This is a genomic window from Rhodopseudomonas palustris, from assembly GCF_034479375.1.
Taxonomy (GTDB): Bacteria; Pseudomonadota; Alphaproteobacteria; order Rhizobiales; family Xanthobacteraceae; genus Rhodopseudomonas; species Rhodopseudomonas palustris_M.
Genome location: NZ_CP140155.1, coordinates 3,494,364 through 3,518,010 on the forward strand (window position 1 = coordinate 3,494,364; position 23,647 = coordinate 3,518,010).

Annotated in this window: 17 protein-coding genes; 10 read left to right on the forward strand and 7 right to left on the reverse strand. The window is 66.2% G+C overall.

What is annotated here, in order from left to right; translation table 11 throughout:
* Nucleotides 1-294 precede the first annotated feature (294 nt).
* From leuA to SR870_RS15890, 5 genes are all read left to right on the forward strand, one after another.
* Entirely contained in the window at nucleotides 295-1,956 is a 1,662-nt protein-coding gene (gene leuA / locus SR870_RS15870) for a 2-isopropylmalate synthase (protein WP_322514502.1), read from the forward strand.
* Between the two features lie 474 nt (nucleotides 1,957-2,430).
* A complete protein-coding gene (locus tag SR870_RS15875; RefSeq protein ID WP_322514503.1) occupies nucleotides 2,431-2,916 on the forward strand; it encodes a (2Fe-2S)-binding protein in 486 nt (161 codons plus the stop codon).
* 102 nt (nucleotides 2,917-3,018) lie between these two features.
* Nucleotides 3,019-5,361 carry a xanthine dehydrogenase family protein molybdopterin-binding subunit gene (locus SR870_RS15880; RefSeq protein WP_322514504.1) on the forward strand — a complete coding sequence of 781 codons (2,343 nt, stop codon included), beginning with the start codon at nucleotides 3,019-3,021 and terminating at the stop codon, nucleotides 5,359-5,361.
* Nucleotides 5,362-5,374: 13 nt separating this feature from the next.
* Entirely contained in the window at nucleotides 5,375-6,175 is an 801-nt protein-coding gene (locus SR870_RS15885) for a xanthine dehydrogenase family protein subunit M (RefSeq protein ID WP_322514505.1), read from the forward strand.
* Between the two features lie 442 nt (nucleotides 6,176-6,617).
* Nucleotides 6,618-7,730 carry a CaiB/BaiF CoA-transferase family protein gene (locus tag SR870_RS15890; protein WP_322514506.1) on the forward strand — a complete coding sequence of 371 codons (1,113 nt, stop codon included), beginning with the start codon at nucleotides 6,618-6,620 and terminating at the stop codon, nucleotides 7,728-7,730.
* 235 nt (nucleotides 7,731-7,965) lie between these two features.
* On the opposite strand, the gene fahA is transcribed toward SR870_RS15890, so the two are convergent.
* The 6 genes from fahA to SR870_RS15920 all read right to left on the reverse strand — a co-directional run bounded on the left by fahA (nucleotide 7,966) and on the right by SR870_RS15920 (nucleotide 14,735).
* Nucleotides 7,966-9,234, reverse strand: a complete 1,269-nt coding sequence (fahA, locus tag SR870_RS15895; RefSeq protein ID WP_322514507.1) for a fumarylacetoacetase — start codon at nucleotides 9,232-9,234, stop codon at nucleotides 7,966-7,968.
* A 193-nt stretch (nucleotides 9,235-9,427) separates the two neighbouring features.
* Nucleotides 9,428-10,084 (reverse strand): maleylacetoacetate isomerase, encoded by a 657-nt coding sequence (gene maiA, locus SR870_RS15900; protein ID WP_322514508.1) that lies wholly within the window; start codon nucleotides 10,082-10,084, stop codon nucleotides 9,428-9,430.
* Entirely contained in the window at nucleotides 10,081-11,427 is a 1,347-nt protein-coding gene (hmgA, locus tag SR870_RS15905) for a homogentisate 1,2-dioxygenase (protein WP_322514509.1), read from the reverse strand. Before hmgA ends, maiA begins: the two co-directional genes overlap by 4 nt.
* A gap of 49 nt (nucleotides 11,428-11,476) precedes the next feature.
* Nucleotides 11,477-12,427 (reverse strand): MBL fold metallo-hydrolase, encoded by a 951-nt coding sequence (locus tag SR870_RS15910; protein WP_322518284.1) that lies wholly within the window; start codon nucleotides 12,425-12,427, stop codon nucleotides 11,477-11,479.
* Nucleotides 12,428-12,626: 199 nt separating this feature from the next.
* Nucleotides 12,627-12,836, reverse strand: a complete 210-nt coding sequence (locus tag SR870_RS15915) for a DUF2783 domain-containing protein (RefSeq protein ID WP_322514510.1) — start codon at nucleotides 12,834-12,836, stop codon at nucleotides 12,627-12,629.
* 270 nt (nucleotides 12,837-13,106) lie between these two features.
* Entirely contained in the window at nucleotides 13,107-14,735 is a 1,629-nt protein-coding gene (locus SR870_RS15920; RefSeq protein WP_322514511.1) for an FAD-dependent oxidoreductase, read from the reverse strand.
* 146 nt (nucleotides 14,736-14,881) lie between these two features.
* Here SR870_RS15920 and SR870_RS15925 point away from each other — a divergent pair, with 146 nt between their 5' ends.
* Nucleotides 14,882-15,379 carry a MarR family transcriptional regulator gene (locus SR870_RS15925; RefSeq protein ID WP_322514512.1) on the forward strand — a complete coding sequence of 166 codons (498 nt, stop codon included), beginning with the start codon at nucleotides 14,882-14,884 and terminating at the stop codon, nucleotides 15,377-15,379.
* Between the two features lie 343 nt (nucleotides 15,380-15,722).
* Here the strand turns inward: SR870_RS15925 and SR870_RS15930 are convergent, their stop codons facing one another.
* Nucleotides 15,723-17,594: an autotransporter domain-containing protein gene (locus SR870_RS15930; RefSeq protein ID WP_322514513.1), complete on the reverse strand. Its 1,872-nt coding sequence runs from the start codon at nucleotides 17,592-17,594 to the stop codon at nucleotides 15,723-15,725.
* 546 nt (nucleotides 17,595-18,140) lie between these two features.
* On the opposite strand from SR870_RS15930, the gene SR870_RS15935 reads away from it, so the two are divergent.
* From SR870_RS15935 to SR870_RS15950, 4 genes are all read left to right on the forward strand, one after another.
* Nucleotides 18,141-18,767, forward strand: coding sequence for an OmpA family protein (locus SR870_RS15935; protein WP_322514514.1), 627 nt, complete (start codon nucleotides 18,141-18,143; stop codon nucleotides 18,765-18,767).
* Nucleotides 18,768-18,987: 220 nt separating this feature from the next.
* Nucleotides 18,988-21,126 (forward strand): caspase family protein, encoded by a 2,139-nt coding sequence (locus SR870_RS15940; RefSeq protein ID WP_322514515.1) that lies wholly within the window; start codon nucleotides 18,988-18,990, stop codon nucleotides 21,124-21,126.
* 89 nt (nucleotides 21,127-21,215) lie between these two features.
* Nucleotides 21,216-21,644, forward strand: coding sequence for a hypothetical protein (locus SR870_RS15945; protein ID WP_322514516.1), 429 nt, complete (start codon nucleotides 21,216-21,218; stop codon nucleotides 21,642-21,644).
* Nucleotides 21,645-21,982: 338 nt separating this feature from the next.
* Nucleotides 21,983-23,593, forward strand: a complete 1,611-nt coding sequence (locus tag SR870_RS15950; RefSeq protein ID WP_322514517.1) for a caspase family protein — start codon at nucleotides 21,983-21,985, stop codon at nucleotides 23,591-23,593.
* Nucleotides 23,594-23,647 lie beyond the last annotated feature (54 nt).

Sequence of the window (23,647 nt, forward strand, 5' to 3'; positions counted from 1 at the left end):
CTTCCCGCGCGAGATTATCACCGGCTTGATGGTTTAGGTAGGGGCCGGTCTGGCATCAGGATACTCCCGTGGATTCGATCGCTCCTATCATCCGCCGCCACGCCCAACCGCGTCTTGCGGATCCCGCGGCCATCGAGCGAGGTTCGCGCACCTGCGCCCCGAGCGGGGCTCACCAGCATCGCCTCCGTTCCATGGCGCTTCGACTTACTGGCGGTCGCCGGGACTGACGGCAACCCGGCGCCCGTATCCAGCCGTGCCCGCTTTGAGCTTCCCCGCGCGCAACGGAAATCCAGCATGTTGAAGAACCCGGAAACCAAATATCGTCCCTTTGTCACGCCCATGAACCTCCCGGATCGGCAATGGCCGTCCCGGCGCCTCACTGCGGCACCACGCTGGCTGTCCACCGACTTGCGCGACGGCAATCAGGCGCTGGCCAACCCGATGGGCGTCGAACGCAAGCAGCGCTTCTACGACTTGCTTGTCGCGATCGGCTTCAAGGAGATCGAGGTCGCCTTTCCCTCGGCATCGCAGACCGAATTCGATTTCGTTCGCAGGCTGATCGACGACGACAAAATCCCCGACGACGTGACAATCCAGGTTCTGACCCAATCGCGAACCGACCTAATCGCGCGAACGTTCGAGTCGCTGGAGGGCGCGCAGCGCGCCATCGTCCATCTCTACAACGCGACTGCGCCGCTGTTCAGGCGTGTGGTGTTCGGCATGGAGCGGGATGACGTCGTTGATCTGGCGGTCAAGGGCGTCACGGCGATGCGCGATGAGAGCCTGAAGCGCCCCGGCACCGACTGGACCTTCGAGTATTCGCCTGAAACCTTCTGCTTCACAGAACCCGACTTCGCGCTGGAAATCTGCGAGCGCGTGCTCGATGTGTGGCAGCCGACACCGGAGCACCCGGTGATCTTGAATCTGCCGGCGACGGTCGAAGTCGCAATGCCGAATGTCTATGCCGATCAGATCGAGTGGTTCTGCCGCCATATTTCGCGGCGGGACTCCGTCGTTATCAGCCTGCACCCGCACAATGATCGGGGCACCGGGGTTGCCGCCGCCGAGCTGGCGCTGCTCGCCGGCGCCGATCGCGTCGAAGGCTGCCTATTCGGTAACGGCGAGCGAACCGGAAACGTCGATCTCGTGACGCTGGCGTTGAATCTCTACACGCAAGGCATCGATCCCAGGCTTTCCTTTCCGGCGATGCGCGAGGTGGTGAACACGGTCGAGCATTGCACCGAACTGCCGATCCATCCGCGGCATCCCTATGTCGGTGAGCTGGTGCACACGGCCTTTTCCGGCTCGCATCAGGACGCCATCCGCAAGGGGTTTGCCGCACACGCGCAGCGTAACGATGGCCTCTGGGAGATGCCGTATCTGCCGATCGATCCGGCGGACATCGGCGAGACCTACGAAGCCGTCATCCGCGTCAATTCGCAGTCCGGCAAGGGCGGCGTCGCCTGGGTGCTGGAGCAGGACAAGGGACTGAAACTGCCCAAACGCATGCAGGCCGATTTCAGCGCGCATGTGCAAAAGCTGTCCGATGATCTCGGTCGCGAGTTGAACACCTCCGACATCTGGCGGTGCTTCGAAAGCTGTTACTTGCAACGCCCGGCCGACCGGTTCGTACTGGTGGACTACGAGGAGATCGGCCCGGTGGGGCAACGGACGTTCGTTGGCCGCATCGAAATCGACGGTGTGGTCCGTTCGCTCTCGGGGCGAGGCAATGGCCTGATCTCCGGGATCGTGGCAGCGCTCGAAGAAGCGGGTGGTCCGGCGCTCGACGTCGCAGACTACCAGGAGCATGCCATCGGCTACGGCGCCACCGCGCAGGCCGCGGCCTATGTCGAATGCCGCACAGCAGATGGCCGACCGATATTCGGCGTCGGCATCGATCCCGACGTCGCCACGGCCTCCGTAAGGGCGCTGTTGCACGCGGCCAACAACGCCTGATGGATCGGCGCCCGCAACGGCGCCGGGAGACAGCGACTTCAATCAGGATGGTCGGCAAAGTCGGGCGGTTGCCGGCCGCGAACGACGAAGAGAGCATCGGCTGAACTGCCAGCCGGTGCTCATCGCGTCGCCGGAGCCAGGTCTCGGCCGGCCGGTCGAGCGCCCCGGAAGCAAGATCGCCAAGTTCCGTCGACGCCTCACGATTGGCCGCCGGCTCGGCCGGCACATTCCAGGCTGTCGCTGCACCGCAACGTAAGCGCCTCGAGATCGCAAAGCCGCGATCACGCGTGAAGAAGCCCCTCGTCAGCAGGGCCATCCGGTCGTCGCGGACGACCGCTCAGGTTGTTGCGGTTACCGAACCGTCATCGAAGCTTAACACTTTGCAGCGGCCCGACAGCGAAAAAATCCCAGTTGCAAAGTCCCGCGACCGTGCCTCTAATTGGAACAATTAAAAATTCAGCGGGAGGACTGCGCGTGTCCAAAGTCTCTATGACTGTCAACGGGAAAGCCGTCACGGCGGAGGTCGAGGATCGAACCCTCCTCGTCCAGTTACTGCGCGATCACCTGAACCTGACCGGCACCCATGTCGGATGCGACACCAGCCAGTGCGGCGCCTGTATCGTCCACATCGACGGCCGCGCGGTGAAATCCTGCACCACGCTGGTCGGCCAGGCCGACGGCGCCAACATCACCACGATCGAAGGCATCTCCCGCGGCGACGAACTGCACCCGATGCAGGCGGCGTTCCGCGACAATCACGGCCTGCAGTGCGGCTATTGCACGCCCGGCATGATCATGTCGGCGATCGACATCGTCAACCGGCACGGCGCCGGCCTCGACGAAGAGACCGTCCGCCAGGAGCTCGAAGGCAACATCTGCCGCTGCACCGGCTATCACAACATCGTCAAATCGGTGCTCGACGCCGCGTCCCGCATGAAGATGGCGCAGGCCGCAGAATAAGCACTGCCGCCTCAGCCACTTTCGTCACCTATCAAATAAATCGAGCGCTGCGCCCGCGTCGTCAACGTCGCGGCCGACGCAGTCGGACAGGGAGCAAACACAATGGGCATCGAGGGAATTGGCGCCAGCGTCGTGCGCAAGGAAGACCGGCGTTTCATCACCGGCAAGGGTCGCTACGTCGACGACATCAAGATCATCGGCATGACTCACGCGTATTTCCTGCGCAGCCCGCACGCCCACGCCAGAATCAAGAGCATCGACGTCGAGGCCGCCAAGGCGATGCCGGGCGTGGTCGACGTGCTCACCGGACAGCAGATCGTCGACGACAAGGTCGGCAATCTGATCTGCGGCTGGGCAATCCACTCCAAGGACGGCTCGGCGATGAAGATGGGCGCGTGGCCCGCGATGGCGCCGGAGACGGTGCGCTTCGTCGGCCAGGCGGTCGCGGTGGTGATCGCCGAAACGCGCAATCTGGCCCGCGACGCCGCCGAAGCCATCGTGGTCGAGTACGAGGAATTGCCCGCGGTCGCCGATATCAAGGCCGCGATCGCGCCCGGCGCCGCACAGCTTCATCCCGAAGCGCCCGGCAACATCGTCTACGACTGGGAGATCGGCGACCAGAAGGCGGTCGACGAGGCGTTCGGCAAGGCCGCGAATGTCGTGACCTTCGAGCTGACCAACAACCGGCTGGTGCCGAACGCGATGGAGCCGCGCGCCGCGCTGGCCGACTACAACGAGGCGGAAGAGCACTTCACGCTGTACACCACCTCGCAGAATCCGCATGTCGCCCGGCTGGTGCTGTCGGCATTCTACAACATCGCGCCCGAGCACAAGCTGCGGGTGGTGGCGCCCGACGTCGGCGGCGGCTTCGGCTCCAAGATCTTCATCTATCCGGAAGAGATGGTGGCGCTGTGGGCCTCCAAGAAGGTCGGCCGCCCGGTGAAATGGACCGGCGACCGCTCCGAGGCGTTCCTGACCGACGCCCACGGCCGCGATCACGTCTCCAAGGCCGAGATGGCGTTCGACAAGGACAACAAGATGCTGGCGCTGCGGGTGACGACCCACGCCAATTTCGGCGCCTACATGTCGCTGTTCTCGTCCTCGGTGCCGACTTATCTGTACGCCACGCTGCTGTCGGGCCAGTACAACATCCCGGCGATCTATGCCGAGGTGATCGGCGTCTACACCAACACCACGCCGGTCGACGCCTATCGCGGCGCCGGGCGGCCCGAGGCGTGCTATCTGCTGGAGCGGCTGGTCGAGACCGCGGCGCGGCAGTTGAAGGTCGACCCGGCCGAACTGCGGCGCAAGAACTTCATCACCCAGTTCCCGCATCAGACCCCGGTGATCATGGCCTACGACATCGGCGACTTCAACGCGTCGCTCGACGCCGCGCTGAAGGCCGCCGATTATTCCGGCTTCCAGGCGCGCAAGGAAAAGGCCAAGGCGGAAGGCAAGCTGCGCGGGCTCGGCTTCTCCTGCTACATCGAGGCCTGCGGCATCGCGCCGTCGAAGGCGGTGGGCTCGCTCGGCGCCGGCGTCGGCCTGTGGGAATCCGCCGAAGTACGCGTCAATCCGGTCGGCACCATCGAGATCCTGACCGGCTCGCACAGCCACGGCCAGGGCCACGAAACGACGTTCGCGCAGCTCGTCGCCGACCGGCTCGGCATCCCGATCAACCAGGTCTCGATCGTCCACGGCGACACCGACAAGGTGCAGTTCGGCATGGGCACCTACGGCTCGCGCTCCGCCGCCGTCGGGATGTCGGCGATCTTCAAGGCGATGGAGAAGGTCGAGGCCAAGGCCAAGAAGATCGCGGCGCATCAGCTCGAGGCGTCGGAGGGCGACATCGTGATCGAGAACGGCGAGTTCAAGGTCACCGGCACCGACAAATCGATCGCGCTGCCGATGGTCGCGCTCGCCGCCTACACGGCGCACAACCTGCCCGACGGCATGGAGCCGGGCCTGAAGGAGAGCGCGTTCTACGATCCGACCAACTTCACCTTCCCGGCGGGCTCCTACATCTGCGAGCTCGAAGTCGATCCCGGCACCGGCAAGACCTCGTTCGTCAACTTCGTCGCGGTCGACGATTTCGGCCGGCTGATCAACCCGATGATAGTCGAGGGCCAGGTCCATGGCGGACTCGTCCAGGGCATCGGCCAGGCGCTGCTGGAGAACGCGATCTACGACGACACCGGCCAGCTCGTCACCGCGTCGTTCATGGACTACGCGATGCCGCGCGCCGACGACGTGCCGTCGTTCAAGGTGTCGCACACCGAGACGCTGTGTCCGGGCAATCCGCTCGGCGTCAAGGGCTGCGGCGAGGCCGGCGCGATCGGCGCCTCGGCGGCGGTGATCAACGCCATCACCGACGCGATCGGCAACAACAAACTGGAAATGCCGGCGACGCCCGACCGGGTGTGGCACGCGATCCACGCGGCCTGAGGGAGGACACAGCATGTATTCCACCAACTATCACCGACCCTCGACCGTCGACGAAGCCGTCGCCTTGTTCGGCAAGGGCAGCGACCCGAAATATCTCGCCGGCGGCCACACGCTGCTGCCGGTGATGAAGCAGCGCCTCGCCGGGCCGAGCGACGTCATCGACATCGCGAAGATTCCCGGACTGATCGGCATCGAGGCCAGCGCCGACGCGCTGACCATCCGGGCGGCGACGACCTATTACGACATCATGCACAATGCCGACGTGAAGCGGACGATCCCGGCGATCGCGCATCTCACTTCGGTGCTGGGCGATCCCGCGGTGCGCTATCGCGGCACGATCGGCGGCTCGGTGGCGACCAACGACCCGGCCGCCGACTATCCGGCCGCCGTGATGGCGCTGAACGCAACGGTGAAGACCAACAAGCGCGAGATCCCGGCGGATCAGTTCTTCAAGGGGCTGTTCATGACCGCGCTCGAGGACAACGAGATCATCACGGCGATCTCGTTCCCGATCCCCGAGAAGGCCGGCTACGCCAAGATGCGCAACCCGGCGTCGCGCTTCGCGCTCACCGCGGTGTTCGTCGCCCGGCTGAAGTCCGGCGAGATCCGCGTCGCCGCCACCGGCGCATCGCAGAACGGCGTGATGCGCGTTCCCGTGATCGAGGACGCGCTGAAGGCGAACTGGTCGGCGGCCGCGCTGGACAATGTGAAGGTGTCGGACGACGGCCTGATGGCCGACATCCACGGCAGCTCCGACTATCGCGCCAATCTGATCCGCGTGATGGCACAACGCGCGGTCGAGGCTGCCGGCTGAACGTCACGTTCTGCTTGGGCTTCCCCTCTCCCCGCGTGCCGGCACTTCACCTCTCCCGCGCGCGGGGAGAGGTCGGATCAGCGCGAAGCGGTGATCCGGGTGAGGGGGCGTCTCGCCAAGGCCGAGAGGCAGCGACTCGCGTCGCCCCTCACCCCAACCCTCTCCCCGCAAAGAGCGGGGCGAGGGAGCGCGCTGCCGCTCGCGCGACCGGCGGCGTCTGTTCGCGGTTAGTGTGCCGATCGCCGTTGCGCCCGACATGATAATTCCACATGACGGCAGGCGGTGCGCGATTGGCGCGCCGTTCTGTTTTGTGCGGCGCGGTCGCATGGCGGCATGCAGCGCTGCGCTGAAAAGGCGCTTGCCCTCGATGCGCCCGCCGTGGTGATTTCCGGGCGACCACAACCGCTCCGCGCGACGCGGACAACAACAATGGACACCCAAGGTGCAAGACACAGCGACCGCCTCCAAGAAGCCGCAGACCTCCGGCCGCGCCAGCGGACCGCTCGCCGGCATCCGCATCGTCGAATTCGCCGGCATCGGCCCGGGGCCGTTCGGCGCGATGCTGCTGGCCGACATGGGCGCCGAAGTGATCACGCTTTCGCGCGCCGGCCAGACGCCGCGCGGCGCCGCCGCCCGCGGCCGCAAGATCGTCGTGGTCGACCTCAAGGACAAGGCCTCGCTCGACGGCGTGCTGGCGCTGCTCGACAACGCCGACGCGCTGATCGAGGGCTATCGCCCCGGCGTGATGGAGCGGCTCGGCCTCGGCCCCGACGTGGTGCTCGGCCGCAATCCGAGACTGGTCTACGGCCGCATGACCGGCTGGGGCCAGAGCGGCCCGCTGGCGCAGGCGGCCGGCCACGACATCAACTACATCTCGATCACCGGCGCGCTCGCCGCGATCGGCCCGGCGGAACGGCCGGTGCCGCCGCTCAACCTGGTCGGCGATTTCGGCGGCGGCTCGATGTATCTCGTCGTCGGCATGCTGGCCGCGCTGCTCGAGGCGAAATCGTCCGGCAAGGGCCAGGTGGTCGACGCCGCGATGTGCGACGGCGCCGCCTCGCTGATCACGATGTTCTTCGACATGACCGCGGCGGGCCGCTGGCAGGAAGGCCGCGAGAGCAACATGCTCGACGGCGGCGCGCATTTCTACGGCGTGTACGAATGCAAGGACGGGCATTTCGTCTCGATCGGCTCGATCGAGCCGCAGTTCTACAAACTGCTGCGCGAACTCGCCGGCCTGACCGACCCGCAATATGACGGCCAGATGGATCCGAAGAACTGGCCGGTGCTGAAAGAGAAGCTGACCGCGGTGTTCAAGACCAGGACGCGCGACGAATGGTGCAAGCTGATGGAAGGCACCGACGTCTGCTTCGCGCCGGTGCTGACCATGGCGGAAGCGACGCAGCATCCGCACATGGTGGCGCGCGAAGTCTTCATCAAGCACGAAGGCCACACCCAGCCGGCACCCGCGCCGCGGTTCTCGCGCACGCCGTCGTCGGTCCGCACGCCGCTGCAGGCGGATCTGGCCGGCCTGGCGAAGGAATGGGGCGGTTAGTTCGGAGCAGCCTGTAGGGTGGCGCTGGGCGAAGCGAAGCCCACGCGCCACCAATCCGACGCCGCCGCGTGGGCACGGCGCTGCGCGCCTCTTGCCCACCCTACGACTACGACCTCCCGTTCGTCATTCCGGGGCGCTCACGAAGTGAGCGAACCCGGAATCTCGAGGTGCCCTGAACGCCGGGATTCCGGGTTCGCGAGCTGCGCTCGCGCCCCGGAATGACGAATGCGAGTTGTTAGTTGGCGGCCGCCAGCACCGTCCCCTCGACCTCGCCGAAACCGACGCGGTAGCCGTCGGCCTGGCACCAGCCGCGCATGATCAGCGAATCGCCGTCTTCGAGGAAGCCGCGGCTCTCGCCGCCGGGGAGCGACACCGGCTCGGTGCCGTTCCAGCTCAGTTCGAGCAGGCTGCCGAGCTGATCCTTCTCCGGCCCGGAGACGGTGCCGGATCCGAGCAGGTCGCCGATAGTCATCGCGCAGCCGCTGGAGGCGTGGTGCACCAGTTGCTGCACCGACGACCAGTACATGTACTTGAAGTTGGTGGCGCTGATCCGCGCCGGCGCGTTCATCGCCGGGGTTCGTAGCGCGACTTCCAGCGCCATGTCGTAATTGTTGGCGCCCTGTTGCTGCAGATAGGGCAGCGGCGTCGGCTGCTGCGTCGGCCCGTGCACGCGAAACGGCTCCAGCGCCTCACGGGTCACGATCCACGGGCTGATCGAGGTCGCGAACGCCTTGGCCTGGAACGGGCCGAGCGGCACGTACTCCCATTGCTGGATGTCGCGCGCGCTCCAGTCGTTCAGCAGCGTGAAGCCGAAGATCATCTCCTCCGCCTGCTGTTCGGTCAGCATCGTGCCCATCGCCGAAGGCTGGCCGACCACGACGCCGATCTCGAGCTCGAAATCCAGCCGCTTGCACGGGCCGAAGCTCGGCAATTCGGCCGACGGCGGCTTGAGCTGGCCGCGCGGGCGGTGGATCTTGGTGCCGCTGACCACCACGGTCGAGGCGCGACCGTTGTAGCCGATCGGGATGTGCAACCAGTTCGGCAGCAGCGGATTGGTCTTGTCGCGGAACATGGTGCCGACATTGGTGGCGTGTTCCTTCGACGAATAGAAATCGGTGAAACCCTCGACGCGCAGCGGCAGGTGCAGCTTCACGTCGCGCATCGGGATCAGCGCCTGCTCGCGTAGCGCGGCGTCGTCGCGCAGCTCGGCGCTGTCGTGGCGCAGCAGCGCGCTGATCCGCGCCCGCGTGGTGCGCCAGACCTGCGGGCCGAGCGCCATGAAGGCATTGATCGAGGATTGCGCGAACACGCCGTCCGGCAGCTCGAGCAGCTTCGCGCTCTGCAACGCGGCGAGATCGAGCACGTAGTCCCCGATCGCGACGCCGACGCACGGCGACGCGTTGTTCGCGGTGGAGAATACCCCATACGGCAGGTTCTGGATCGGGAAGTCGGAGTCAGCCTTCACATCGATGAAGGAGCGCAGGCGCGGATCGTTGGGATGCATGATAGTCTCGACTTCGTTGGGTGGGGCGTCGTTCACAAGTATGCCGTCATGGCCGGGCTTGTCCCGGCCATCCACGATTTCTTTGCGGCAACGCAGCTTTCGTGGATGCCCGGGACAAGCCCGGGCATGACGGGTTGAGAGATTTGAGCTTGAAGTCTTTGGATTGCTCGGCTCCTCGCAATGACGGAACAAGCTATTCCGCATCCGGCTGACGTCCCGGCTCCGCCGCCACGAAGGCGTCGAGTTTCATTGCCTCGGCTTCGATCTGGCGGATGCGTTCGAACGGGGCGAGGTCGGCGTCGAAGCGGCGGGCGTTGAACACCTGCGGCACGATGCACAGATCGGCGAGCGTCGGCTGCTCGCCAAAAGCAAAAGGCCCCGGCGTCTGCGAAAGCCGGACCTCGATCGCGGCGAAGCCCTGCTCTATCCATTGCTTCGACCAGCGCGCGCGCTCGATGTCGTCGACGCCGAGTTCGGTCAGCCGTTTCAGAATCCGCAGATTGCCGAGCGGATGGATATCGCAGGCGACCGCGTACGCCATCTCGCGGACGATCGCACGAGCCTTGGGATCTTTCGGCAGCAGCGGCGGCTCGGGATGGGTCTCGTCGAGATATTCGATGATCGCCAGCGATTGCGCCAGACTGAAATCGCCCTCACGCCAAAACGGTACCGAGCCGGCCGGATTGATCCAGCGGAAGGCTTCGAGATTCTGCTCGCCGTTGCGCAGATGCACATAGCGCTGCGCGAAGACGACGCCCTTCAGATTGAGCGCGATCCGCACCCGATACGCCGCGGAGGAACGGAAGTAGCCGTACAGCACCGCGGCGTCGTGATCGGCAACCCCGGTCATGGCCGGCTCGGGTCGAAGCGCTTCTCCAGGCCGCGCCAGCAATCGGCGTAGTCGTCCTGCAGCGTGCCCGCGGTCGCGGCGTATTCGGTGACGCGCTGCGGATAGCGGGTCTCGAACATGAAGGCCATCGTGCCGGTGAGTTTCACCGGCTTCAGTTCGCCGTTCGAGGCGTGATCGAACGCCTCGCGATCCGGCCCGTGCGGCAGCATCATGTTGTGCAGTGACGCGCCACCGGGAACGAAGCCCTGCGGCTTGGCGTCGTAGACGCCGTAGATCAGCCCCATGAATTCCGACATGATGTTCATGTGATACCATGGCGGCCGGAAGGTGTTTTCCGCCACCATCCAGCGCTCCGGGAAGATCACGAAGTCGATATTGGCGGTGCCGGCGGTTTCGGACGGCGAGGTCAGCACGGTGAAGATCGACGGATCGGGATGATCGAAGCCGATCGCGCCGACCGGCGAGAAGGTGCGCAGATCGTATTTGTACGGCGCGTAGTTGCCGTGCCACGCCACCACGTCGATCGGCGAATGCGGCAGCGTCGTCTGCCACAGCGATCCGCCCCATTTGACGAACAATTCGGTCGGCGTGTCCTTGTCCTCATAGGCTGCCACCGGCGTCAGGAAGTCGCGCGAATTGGCCAGGCAATTGGCGCCGATCGGACCGCGCTCCGGCAGCGTGAAGGCGCCGCCGTAATTCTCGCACAGATAGCCGCGCGCCGGGCCGTCGACCAGTTCGACGCGGAACTTGACGCCGCGCGGGATCACCGCGATCTCGGCGGGCTCGATGGTGATGACGCCGAATTCGGTGACCAGCCGCAGTTGGCCCTGCTGCGGCACGAACATCAATTCGCCGTCGGCATTGTAGAAGTGCTGATCGACCATCGACTGGGTGATCAGATACATATGCGCGGCCATGCCGGCCTGGGTGTTGACGTCGCCGGCCGTGGTCATGGTCCGCACGCCCTGCACGAAGGTGACGTCCTCCGCAGGCATCGGCGGCGCATCCCAGCGCAATTGCGCGATCGGCATGTCGTGCTCGAGGCAAGGCGCGGAACGCCACAGTCCCATGTTCGCTTTGGCGAAGCGGCCGGAGTGCTTCACCGAGGGCCGGATGCGATACAGCCACGAGCGCTCGTTGGCGCCGCGCGGCGCGGTGAAGGGCGAGCCTGATAATTGCTCGGCATAGAGCCCATAGGCCGCGCGCTGCGGCGAGTTGCGCCCCACCGGCAGCGCACCGGGCAGCGCCTCGGTCTCGAACGAATTGCCGAAGCCGGACATGTAGCCCGGGGTGATGCCCTGCGAGACCTGGCCGACGATCTGCGGCGCGGCGTTGATGTTCATGTCATCCTCCAATTCCGTTACGCATGATGTCGCCCCCCGGCCGGACGTATCAGCCCTGCAGCGCGGCCCACATCTCCTGGTCGCGCTCGGCGGTCCAGATCACCGGATCGTCGATGCCCGAGGCCTCGTCGAATGCGCGCGAGACGTTGAACGGCAGGCAGTGCTCATAGATCGCGAAGCTCGAAAACTTCGGGTCCATCTTCTCGCGGGTCGCGTCCCAGGTGTCTTTCAGGCTGAGGCCGCGGGCGACCGAGATTTCGGCGGCGCCGTACAGCGTGCCGACGAAATCGCGCGTCATCGCGATCGCCTCGCGCGTCGTCTCCAGCCCCTTCAGCGCGTCGCCGCGGCCGGGCGCGATCGCCTTGGGGTTGAACTCGCGGATCTCGTTCAGCGTCATCGGCCATTCGCGCAGATAAGCGTCGCCGCAGTAGCAGGCCGAGTGATATTCGACGAGGTCGCCGGTGAACATCACTTCGGCGTCGGGCACCCAGGCGACGATGTCGCCCGAGGTGTGGCCGGCGCCGAGCTGCATCAGCCGCACCTCGCGCTTGCCGAGATAGATCGACATCTCGCCGTCGAAGGTCAGCGTCGGCCAGGTCAGGCCGGGAATGCTCTCGGCGTCCTGGAACAGCCGCGGAAAGCGGCCGTATTCGGAATCCCAATCCTGCTGGCCGCGTTCCTCGATCAGGCGGAAGGTTTCCTGCGAGGCGACGATGCCTTCGGCCCCATAGGCCGAGGCGCCGAGCACGCGCACCGCGTGATAATGCGACAGCACGACGTATTTGATCGGCTTGTCGGTGACAGCCTTGACGCGCTCGATCACCTTGCCGGCCATCGCCGGCGTCGCCTGCGCGTCGAACACCAGGCAGCCGTCCTCGCCGACGATCACCGCCGAATTCGGATCGCCCTCTGCGGTGAAGGCGTAGAGATCGGGACCGATCTCGGAGAACGTCACCTTCTTCTCGGCGAGGTCGGTGGTGGAAGCGAAGCCCTTGGCCATGTGGTGGTCCTTGTTAGTTATCGAATTGGAGCCCGTCATTCCGGGGCGCTCGCGCAGCGAGCGAACCCGGAATCCCGAGCTGTTCTGCGTCTGTCTTGTTCACAACGTCGAGATTCCGGGTTCGCGCTTCGCGCGCCCCGGAATGACGGACTTGAGGGCAACGACGCTGTCACCGCGGCGTTTCCGTCGAACACCATCCCTACCCTCCATCCACCACACTCCGCTTCGCGAGCGTCACCGCCTCGCGCAACAAATCCAGATTGCCGATGTGATTGGCGAGGATCAGCACCAGCGCCGCGTCGAGCGCCGCGCTCTGCTCGTCGCCGAGCCCGCGATGCGCCTCGACGATCAGCCGATAGGCGGCGTCCGGATCGGCGAAGTTGCTCTGGGTCGAGAGGGCGACGGTCATTGAGAGGCCCTCCCCTTCAAGCGATCGTTGCTGCGCACGGCCTTCGCCCCGACCGCGGCGAGCTCCCTCGCCCCGCTCTTGCGGGGAGAGGGTTGGGGTGAGGGGCAACGCGGGCACGAAGTCTCGGCCTCGTCGAGACGCCCCCTCACCCGACCGGCTTCGCTGCGCTTCGCCGGTCGACCTCTCCCCGCTCGCGGGGAGAGGTTCGGCCCTGCGCATCGCGGAGTTTGTTCGAAACTCGTGATCACGAGAGACTTCATCGCCACGCCCTTATCGTCCACTCGCCCGCGCCAGCGCGGCGTCGAGCGCTTCTCGTGTTGGGTGCCTGAACCGGGCGGCGACGTAGCCGTCGGGGCGGAGCAGATAGGCCGAGCCCGGGGTGGCGTCGTAGCGTTTCGCGAATACGCCCTCGTCGTCCCGCAACGGCGCGTCCGTGCCGATGCGGACGCCGCGCACACCCTGCGGCACCGGCGCCGCCGCGCCATTGGCGCTCTCCAGCAGCACGAAGCCGCAGGCCGCGGCCTTGAACGCCTCGGTGAGATAGATCGGCTCGCCATCCGCCGTCAGCGGCGCGTCGAGCATCGCGGCGCCGGGCTTCGGGCCCGCGGCCCAGGCATCGGCATCCGGCGTCGACAACGGCGACTGGTACACCGACGGCGTCGACAGCCGACCGGCATTGACCATGCGCTTGGCGAAGTCGACCTCCTTGGCGAGAGCGAGCGCGGCATCGCGCAGCCGGCGCTCCTGCGTCGAATGCGGCGCGATGAAATCGGTCGAGCGGGTCGAATGCCGGATGTTGTCGTCGGCGGCCTGGCCGCGTTCGATTTCATAAGAGTCGAGCAGGCTCGCGGGCGCCTCGCCGCGCAACACCATGGCGAGCTTCCAGGCGAGATTCTCGCCGTCTTCCAGCCCGGAGTTCGCGCCGCGCGCGCCGAAGGGCGAGACCTGATGGGCGGAATCACCGGCGAAGATCACCCGCTCGTGCAGGAAGCGCTGCATCCGGCGGCACTGGAACTTGTAGACCGAGATCCACTCGAACGAGAAATCGCCATGGCCGAGCATCCGCTCGATCCGCGGCCGGACGTTCTCGGGCAAGCGCTCGACCGCCGCGTCGGCCTCGGCGCCGATCTGCAGATCGATCCGCCAGACATCGTCGGGCTGGCGATGCAGCAGCGCCGACTGGCCGGCATGGAACGGCGGATCGAACCAGAACCATCGCTCGGTCGGAAATTCCGCCGTCATCTTGACGTCGGCGATCAGGAACTGATCCTCGAACACTTCGCCGGCGAATTCGGCGCCGACCAGACCGCGCAGCGCCGAGCGGGCGCCGTCGCAGGCGACGACATAGTCGGCGGCGAGCCGATAGGCGCCGTCTGGCGTCTCGATCGTCAGCACCGCATGGTCGTTGTGCTGCGCCAGCGCAATCACCTTGTTGCGCCAGCGCAGATCGATCTGCGGCAATTGCTGGACGCGTTCGACCAGAAACGCTTCGGCGTAGTATTGCTGCAGGTTGATGAAGGCCGGCATCTTGTGGCCGGTCTCGGGCAGCAGATCGAAGCGGTACACCATCTCGTCGCGGCGGAAGATCTTGCCGACCTGCCAGACCACGCCCTTGTCGAGCATCTGGGAGCCGACGCCGAGCCGGTCCCAGACTTCGAGCGCGCGCTTGGAAAAGCAGATCGCGCGCGAGCCCTCGCCGATCCGGTCGGCGTCGTCGAGCAGCACGACGCTCTGCCCGCGCTGCGCCAGATCGATCGCCAGCGACAGCCCGACCGGGCCGGCGCCGACCACCACCACCGGATGGCGGGCCGGATCGCGCCCACCATCCAGAGCTGCGCGGTCCTGATCGGGGTGACGGCGGTAGCCGAACTGGAAATGCGCCGGAGCCTGAAGGGGCATCGGCCTCAGCCTTTTCGGCCCGGAAGACCGGGGAGACATGGGCGGCCCGGCAAAGCGCTGGTCAAGGCGTCCTCCTGCATGATAGTTTCATTTGCAACCATCTAAGCCGGCCTCGCGACGCCGCGCAACCCGAGCCGGAGATTTTTTTGAGCAAGCTCGATCTGTTTTCGTTCGTGCCGTTTCAGCTCAACCGGCTTGCCGCCGAGGTCAGCGCGGCGCTGGCCTGCGAATATCAGCAGCGCTACGGGCTCGATATTCCGGGCTGGCGGATTCTCGCCACGCTGGGCTTCCGCGACGACGCCTGCACGGCGCAGTTCATTTCGCAGTGCACCAGGACGCACAAATCGACCATCAGCCGCGCGGTGACGGCGCTGCTGGAGCGCGAACTGATCGAGCGCGTCGAGAACGAGGACGACCGCCGCGAATTCCGGCTGCAACTGACGCACAAGGGCCGCGCGCTGTATCGCGAGCTGGTGCCGCGGCTGAAGCGGCGAGAACAGGAGATCCTGTCGTGCCTGTCGGCGCGCGAGCGCGCCGATCTGGCGGCGGCGCTCGGCAAGATCGAGCGGCACCTGGATCTGATCCAGGCGAGCCACGATCAGGACCAGCCGGCGGCGACCAAGCCGCGGCTGTCGGCCGGCTGACGATCGGTCGGCTCGGGCCGACGGCGGCAGTCCTGAGCAGACTGTCCTGAGCAGACAGCCTTGAGAGTCTGACTCAAAATGAGAGCAACAAGATCAGGCGCTTGAGTTCGTCTTTGCGAGGAGCGAAGCGACGAAGCAATCCAGACTCCTGTGCTTGGCGCACTGGATTGCTTCGCTTCGCTCGCAATGACGGGGATAGGGCGTTGATTTGGCGGCCTGCATTGTCGGTCAGACTCTGAGAAGACAGTCTTGAGAAGACAGTCTTGAGCAAACAGTGTTGGAACGCGAAAGGCCCCGGCTTGCGCCGGAGCCTTTGTCGGTCGGGGTGACCCGAACGCAGCGCTCAGTACTTCGCCACCAGCACGGTCGGGGCGAAGCGATAGTTCAGGCCGACGGTCGAGATGAAGCCGTTCTGCTTGACGTCGATCGTCGAGGTCGGCGTCTCGTAGCGCTCGCGGCCCATGTCGAAGTAGTTGGTTTCGGTCCGCACCGTCCAGTTCCGGCTGAGCGCGAATTCCGAACCGATGCCGATCGTCCAGCCGGCGCGGCTGCGGCTGGCGCTCTCGCCGCAGCCGGCCAGAGCGAGCGGGTTGAACGGCCCGGTGTTGCAGGTGGTGGTGACCTTCAGGTCGCCGAAGGCGCCGCCGCCGCGGACGTACCAGAGCGAGCGATCCCACAGCGCATAGCCGAGCTTGGCGGTCGCGGTGCCCATCCAGCTGACGTTGGTTTCGCAGGTGAAGAACACGCTGGACGGGCACGGACGCGCGCCGTTGGCGTTGGTGGCGTTGAGGGCGCCTTCGACGCCGACCACCCATTTGCCGAACTGGTAGTCGTAGCCGATCTGGCCGCCGCCGATGGCGCCGGCGAAGCGCGGATCGGTGGTGGTGCCGCCCGGCTGGAAGGTCCAGTCGGTCCGGCCGTTCAGCACGCCGAAGCTGCCGCCGATGAAGAAGCCGGTCCAGTTATAGGCCGACCGGATCAGCACCGGAGCCTTCGCCGCCTTGGTGTAGAGCGGGGCCGCGACCACCGCCTCGGGGGCGAACTGATAGCGCACGCCGCCGTTCAGGCTGTAGCCATCGATGTGATCGCCGGTGCGGTAGTCGGCACGGACGTAGCCGAGCAGCCCGGTGTTGACGATCTGGCCGGCGACGCCGAGGCCGAACTGGCCGTAGGTGCCGAGGTTGGAACTGGAGATGTTGCCGGTCACCGACGGAATGCCGGTGACGGCCGAGGCCGCCGCGCCGTTGAACGACGAAGTCACCGCACCCCTGAATTCATGATAGACGCTGGCGATCGCGAACGGCTGCCAGATCATGTTGCCGGAGGCGATGCTGGTGCCGCCGCGCAGGCTGAAGCGACCGAGCGTGCTGTTGATGTCGTCGACCTGCAACTGGCCCGGGAAGGTCACGCCCGGCGTGAAGTTCGCCGGCAGCACCAGCGAGCCGGTGACGTTGAGCGGATCGACCTTGACCTTCGAAACCACGACGCCGGCCGAAGGCTCGATGAACCAGTTGTTCGGCAGCGCGTGATTGTAGCCGACATTGCCGGTGAAGGAGAGACCGCGGGCATCCAGCTTCTGGCCGAAGATGCCGCCGACGATCGGGTCGCTCACCGAGTTCTGGTAGTAGTCGAGCCGGACCTGGCCGTCGGCGAAGAAGCCGCCCTTGGTCATCGCCACATAGACGCCCGCGAATGGAACCTGCAACGTGTCCTCGAAAGTGCCGCCGAGCGGATTGAGCACGCCGGCCGACGATTTGTCGCGCGACTTGGCGCCGAGATAGCCCACCGTTGAGCCGAGATGCAGGTTCCAGCCGTTGTAGTTCAGGATCGAGGTATCGGCCCCGACCTGGACGCCTGCGAAGCTGAGCTTGTTCTCATTGTCGCAGGTCACCGTGCCGGGCAGGCCGGCGCCGCCGACCGCGACGTTGGTGGTGGTGCTGGTCGATTTGGTGGTGACTTCACCGCCGATCGCGCGGGTCCAGACGCCGCCGCCTTCCTGATTGGGCCCCGGATTGCCCGGCGCGCTGACGAAGGCGGTCGACTGGGTGAGAAACGCGGTGTTGGCGGTATTGATCGCCGACACCAGCGAATTCACGGCGCCGCCGGCGGCGAACGGGAGAACCGATGACGGGTTGAAGCCGGGTACCAGACCCGGGACGAAGCTGCCGGTGCCGGTACACGCCGCAACGGCGCCGGTGGAAACCGAAGCGGCCATTGCGAAAGCGAAGCCTGCCAGAATTCGTGTCCGAGCGTTCCGCATACCTATCGACCCCCATCGATAATCTGAAATCTCGTCGTCATCCGCGCCGCCGAGGCTGACGGGATGTTTCGTAGTATTTCTAAGTCACGGGAATCGACACGGGCAAGGACGAGGTTGGCGGGAGGGGTGCAGAACCCGATAATTCAAGTTCATGTGCTATTGCAGCAACATCTGTGACGCCGATTACTATTCACACAGGTAGCACCGTCCGAGCGGACGGATCAGCCGAGTACATACTCGCTAACAGCTACCTCCGCGGCTCGATTCAAGTGATTCGTTTGCCGACTAAATTCGCGAACCGCTTGAACAATTAGCGTTCGTCCGGCGTCCAAAGCCAGAGGGGAGGCGCGCCTGCCCTGCTCACTGCCGCCGTTACCGGCCGCGCCTCCAACCTTCACCCTGAGTGACTTACGTCACAGCGATACGCAGCACTCAGGGAGCATAGTGATCACCATGAGGACCGGCCCATCGCAGAGCGATCCCGGCCAGATGGAGCGAACCATGATGATTCGGCAGATCAATATCAGCCTGGCGCTGGCCGCCGCCGTTCTGGCCGGCAGCCTTGGTATCAGCACGGCGGCGACGGAGGCCGGCGAGGTCTCCTCGCAGCAGATCCGCGATCAGCTCAAGGCCTCGAAGACCCGCAGCCTGAGCGGAACCCGCGCGGCGATGAGTCCGGAAGATCTCGCCACGATCAAGCGGGTCAGCCGGACCCGCTCGCTGTCGGCCGGCGACCGCGACCAGATCGCGGCGATCGCCGCCAAGCGGCCGACGATCGATCTCGAGATCAACTTCGACTACAATTCCGCGACCCTGTCGCCGCGGGCGGAACCGCAGCTCAAGAGCCTCGGCGACGCCCTGACCAGCAGCGACCTGAAGAATTCGATCGTGATGCTGGCCGGCCATACCGACGCCAAGGGCGGCGACGATTACAATCAGAGCCTGTCGGAGCGGCGGGCCGAAGCCGTCAAGAGCTACCTGATCGAGCGCTACCGGATCCAGCCCGACAATCTGGTCGCGGTCGGCTATGGCGAGAAGCAGCTCAAGACCTCCGCCGATCCGCTCGCGGCGGAGAACCGCCGCGTCCAGATCGTCAACATGGCCGAGCACGACGAAGCGGCGAAGTAAGTGCGACGCGCCGCCGATCGCCCCCGGCGCCGGTCATGATTGATCGGGCGCCGGGTTGCGGATAGGATGATAGTGGGATTTGATCTCTCTACGAGCGACCGGAACTCGCGTCACGCTGCGTTGCGTCACGTTATTTGCATCAGGCTCGCGCTCGTCACGCATCGTTCCGTCTTGAATGAATGAGGATCTACCCGGCGGCGAGCCGCCCTCAGGAATCGACATGATCGAGCGTCTTGGTCCGATTGCAGCGACGATTGTCGCCGCCATCCTGGCGGTGGCGGTATCGTCCGGCGCTGCGCTGGCCGAAGCCAGGCGCGTCGCCATGGTGGTCGGCAATTCGCTGTATCAGAGCGTTCCGCAGCTCCCCAATCCGTCGCGCGACGCCGACGCCGTGGCGCGGATGTTCAAGGATGCCGGCTTCGACGTCACCCGGGTGATCGACGCCGGCAACCTCGATTTCAAGCGCGCGATCCGCAAGTTCGAGACCGATGCCGACCAGGCCGACGTCGCGGTGATCTACTACGCCGGCCACGGCATCGAGATCAGCGGAACCAACTACCTGATCCCGACCGACGCACGGCTGGCCAGCGACCGCGACGCCGAGGACGAGGCAATTCCGCTCGAGCGCCTGGTGTCGTCCGCCGACGGCGCGCAGAAGCTGCGCGTGGTGATCCTCGACGCCTGCCGTGACAACCCGTTCACGGTGCGGATGCGCCGCGAGCGCAAGGTCGCGAGCCGCAATGTCGTGTCCGGCCTCGGCAAGGTCGAACCGACCAGCACCGATACGCTGATAGCCTATGCGGCGAAGGCCGGCTCCACCGCCGAGGACGGTTCCGGCGATCACAGCCCGTTCACGACCGCGATCCTGAAAAACCTCACGGTGCCCGGGCTCGATATCCGGCTGGCGTTCGGCCGGGTGCGCGACGAGGTGATGAAGGTCACCGGCAACAAGCAGGAGCCGTTCGTGTACGGCTCGCTCGGCGGCGGCAACGTGTCGCTGGTGCCGGCGCCGGCCGTGGCAAAGGAGGCGACGGCGAGCGACGTCAAGGCCGACTACGATCTGGTCGCCAAGATCGGCTCGCGCCGCGCCTGGGAGGTGTTCCTCGCCACCTACCAGACCGGCTTCTACGCCGATCTGGCCCGCGCCCAGATCGCCAGCCTGACGGACCAGGTCCCGAGCAGCGAACCCCCGTCGGCGGCAGGTCGGATCAAGACCGCGGCGGTCGATCCCGACACGGTGGCGCCGGGGCGCGAAGTCAATTCCCGGGAAGCGCTGGATTGGGATCGCGTCAAGGACAGCAGCGACATCGCGGCGCTGCAGAAATTCATCAAGCGCTATCCGGATTCGCCGCTTTCGATCACGGCCCAGAGCCGCCTCGAACTGCTGCAGCAGATCGCCAGCGAGCGGCAGGAGCGCGCCCGCGCCGAGCGCGAGGCGGCCGCCCGCGCCGCCGAACTGGCGAAGCTCCAGGCCGCGCAGAAGAAGGCCGAGGAGGCCGCCACGCGCAAGCGCGAGCAGGAAGAACGCCGCGCCCAGAAGGCAGAGGCCGAAGCCAAAGCCAAGGCGGAGGAAGCCGAGCGCAGGGCGGCCGAAGCGAAACGCAAGGCGGACGAAGCCGAACGCCAGAAGTCCGCGCAGGAGGCCGCGGCGTTGCGCGCCGAGAGCGAAAAGCGGGCCAAACAGGCCGAGGACGAGCGGCGCAAGGCCGCGGAGGCTGCCATTCAGGAAACGGTCTGCAAGGATCAGCAGGCCAAGTTCGACGACCTCAACGGCAAGAGCGACACGCCCTCGGCGCTGGACGACATGACGGCCTTCGCCAAGTCGATTACCTGCGGCCGGCTGCAGCCAATGGTCGCCATGGCGATCGACCGGTTGAAGCTCGAAGCCGAAAAACGCGCCGCCGCGATGCCGAACTCGCCGCAACTGGTTGGCTCGGCCCAGACCGAACTGGCGCGGATCGGCTGCCTCGGCGCCAAGCCCGACGGCGTGCTCGGCGACCAGACCAGGACGGCGCTCGGGCGCTATCTGAGTATCAAGGGTCAGCCTTCGAGCGACATCAGCGTCACCGAGGCGCTGGTGTCCGACCTCGGCAAACAATCCGGCCGGGTGTGCCCGCTGGAGTGCAAGGCGGGCGAGGTCGCCAAGGAGAATAGCTGCGTCGCGAGCAAGACGCTCGACGAGCCGAAGGCGGCGACAGGCCGCCAGCGCGACGACGACGATCGCGGGGCGCGACGCAAGCCGGCCCGCCGCGAGGCGAAGCAGGAGCGCCGGCAGCAGCGGCCCGAACCGCGCGTCCGCCAGCAGGCCACCTCGCGGCCGAGCGGCGGCGCCGCGGCGATGATCGGCGTCGGCTTCTGAGCCGCCCGACCTACTGATCGATCCGGCTTTCGCGCCGGCGATGGAACGAGACCGGCGCTCGACGCCGGCAATCAGCGAAGAGGTGATCGATGCTCGACTATCCACGCCTGACGCGACGCGCGATCGCCGCGGCCGGGTTCGCCGCGACCGCCGCCGTGCTGCAGGTCTCCGCCACCGAGGGTGCGGTCGCCAGTAACCAGGCCATCACGACGCCGGTGAAGCTCGGCGTCCTCGAACAGGGCGTCGCCACATCCGAAACCGAAGCGGCGGCCGCCGATCGCGGCGCTGCGACGGGCATTGCGTCATCAGTCTCCACGGCGCCGGCCGCAACGCCGATCCAGGCGGCTGGGACAGCATCGGCCTCCGGCGCGATGGCGAAAGCACCGGCCCCGGCGGCGAAGCGCATGCGCGGCGCGACGGCCCCGCGATCCTTGCGCCGTCCCGAAGCCGGCGAAGCGCCGGGCGGAGCATCGTGGCAGCGGCGTCACTTCGTGCTGATGCTGGGCATCGGCTATTGACGCCTGCAGCGTCGCGCCAGCGCCGTTTCCGGAACGGCACGTCGCCCGCGCGCACGATCCATCACATGCGCGATCCATCACATGGATGTCTTCTACCAACAGTCTCGCCAACGGACGTCCTTCGGCCTGTGGCGCGACCGCCGGAAAGATGCCGTCGTACCAGGCCCAGCGTGACGGCGCGACGACACCACCTGAACTCACCACGCCGCCGAAAGCCGACGCCGCGGCTGATTGACAGTGGCGACCGGCACGGTTTGATACTATGAAGACCATTGATTGAAGTCAGGTCGCCGTCCGGCTCCGCCTGGATCGGCGCCCCATCTCAGGACCGGGGTTGAATGAAGATCCGCATCGCGTTGCTCGTACTCCTCACCTTGCTGACGGCGCCGGCGACCCGATCGGATGCCGCCGACGGCGGGCGCGTCGCGCTGGTGATCGGCAACGCCAAATATCCCGATTCCGACAAGCCGCTCAAACAGCCCGTCAACGATGCGCGCGATCTCGCCGACGAGTTGAAGCGCGACGGTTTCGACGTCGAGGTCGGCGAGAACCTGAGCGGCGATGCGATGCGGCGCGCCTTCGACCGGCTGTATAATCGCGTCAAGCCCGGCTCGGTCGGGCTGGTGTTCTTCAGCGGGTTCGGCATCCAGTCCGGCCGGCAGAGCTACATGATCCCGATCGACGCCCAGATCTGGACCGAGCCGGACGTCCGCCGCGACGGCATCAGCCTCGAGACCGTGCTCGGCGAACTCAACAGCCGCGGCGCCTCGGTCAAGATCGCGCTGGTCGACGCGTCGCGCCGCAATCCGTTCGAACGCCGGTTCCGCAGCTTCTCGGCCGGCCTCGCGCCGATCATCGCGCCCGGCGGCTCGCTGGTGATGTACTCCGCCGCACTGAGTTCGGTGGTCAGCGACAATGGCGGCGATCACAGCCTGTTCGTCAGCGAACTGCTCAAGGAAATCCGCGTCCCGGGGCTGAGCGCCGAGGAAGCGCTCAACCGCACCCGCGTCGGCGTCACACGAGCGTCGCGCAGCGAACAGGTGCCGTGGATCTCGTCGTCGCTGGCGGAGGATTTTTCGTTCGTGCCCGCCGCGGCGACCGCGGCGAACGACAGCGCGCCGAAGAGCAGCCCGATCGTCGCTCGCACCCCGCCGGAGACGCCGGTCGAGACCAAGCCGACGCCGCCGGTCGCCGCAACGCCGGATCCCAAGCCTGCTGCGCCTGAAAAATCCGCCGCGCCCGCTGCGCCCGCCACGCCTGCTGCACCCGCCAACAATGTGCCCGCGAAGCCGGTCGAACTCGCCAAGCAGATCGAGCTTCCGAAGCCGATCGACGTGCCGAAGGAGCTGCCCAAGGAGCTGTCGAAAGAACTCGCGAAGGACTCCGCAACCGTCAAGGCCGACCCGGCCGGCGATCCGAAGCAGGACGACGACAAGGTCAAGCTGGCGCTGCGCGACGACCCGACGGTGCAGAGCCTGAGCAGCCGGATCGAGGAAAATCCTTCGGACGCCAATGCGCTCTACCGGCGCGGCCAGGTCTATGCCAGCAAGGGCGCCTACTGGTCGGCGATCAAGGATTTCGACGACGCGATCCGGCTCAACCCGCGCGACGTCGAGGCCTACAACAACCGTTGCTGGGTGCGCACCATCGTCAACGACCTGACCGCGGCGCTGAAAGACTGCAACGAAGCGCTGCGGCTGCGCCCGAATTTCGTCGACGCGCTGGACAGCCGCGGCCTGCTCAACCTCAAGAACGGTCAGAACAAGAACGCGATCGCCGATTTCGACGCCGCGCTGAAGATCAATCCGCGGCTGACATCGTCGCTGTATGGGCGCGGCCTCGCCCGGCAGCGCGCCGGTATGAAATCCGAAGGCGAGATCGACATCACCACCGCCAAGGGGATGGACCCGAACATCGTGAAGGAGTTCGACAACTACGGGGTGCGCTGACTGCGACGCACCGCCTCACCGCGGCATTGAACCTCCTTTGCCCCGGCAGCGACG

What these genes read in the sequence shown, in the direction of transcription:
- leuA (WP_322514502.1), top strand. Translation starts at nt 295, where the DNA reads ATGTTGAAGAACCCGGAAACCAAATATCGTCCCTTTGTCACGCCCATG.
- SR870_RS15880 (WP_322514504.1), top strand. Translation starts at nt 3,019, where the DNA reads ATGGGCATCGAGGGAATTGGCGCCAGCGTCGTGCGCAAGGAAGACCGG.
- SR870_RS15885 (WP_322514505.1), top strand. Translation starts at nt 5,375, where the DNA reads ATGTATTCCACCAACTATCACCGACCCTCGACCGTCGACGAAGCCGTC.
- fahA (WP_322514507.1), bottom strand. Translation starts at nt 9,234, where the DNA reads ATGCATCCCAACGATCCGCGCCTGCGCTCCTTCATCGATGTGAAGGCT.
- maiA (WP_322514508.1), bottom strand. Translation starts at nt 10,084, where the DNA reads ATGACCGGGGTTGCCGATCACGACGCCGCGGTGCTGTACGGCTACTTC.
- hmgA (WP_322514509.1), bottom strand. Translation starts at nt 11,427, where the DNA reads ATGAACATCAACGCCGCGCCGCAGATCGTCGGCCAGGTCTCGCAGGGC.
- SR870_RS15910 (WP_322518284.1), bottom strand. Translation starts at nt 12,427, where the DNA reads ATGGCCAAGGGCTTCGCTTCCACCACCGACCTCGCCGAGAAGAAGGTG.
- SR870_RS15915 (WP_322514510.1), bottom strand. Translation starts at nt 12,836, where the DNA reads ATGACCGTCGCCCTCTCGACCCAGAGCAACTTCGCCGATCCGGACGCC.
- SR870_RS15920 (WP_322514511.1), bottom strand. Translation starts at nt 14,735, where the DNA reads ATGCCCCTTCAGGCTCCGGCGCATTTCCAGTTCGGCTACCGCCGTCAC.
- SR870_RS15930 (WP_322514513.1), bottom strand. Translation starts at nt 17,594, where the DNA reads ATGGCCGCTTCGGTTTCCACCGGCGCCGTTGCGGCGTGTACCGGCACC.
- SR870_RS15935 (WP_322514514.1), top strand. Translation starts at nt 18,141, where the DNA reads ATGATGATTCGGCAGATCAATATCAGCCTGGCGCTGGCCGCCGCCGTT.
- SR870_RS15940 (WP_322514515.1), top strand. Translation starts at nt 18,988, where the DNA reads ATGATCGAGCGTCTTGGTCCGATTGCAGCGACGATTGTCGCCGCCATC.
- SR870_RS15945 (WP_322514516.1), top strand. Translation starts at nt 21,216, where the DNA reads ATGCTCGACTATCCACGCCTGACGCGACGCGCGATCGCCGCGGCCGGG.
- SR870_RS15950 (WP_322514517.1), top strand. Translation starts at nt 21,983, where the DNA reads ATGAAGATCCGCATCGCGTTGCTCGTACTCCTCACCTTGCTGACGGCG.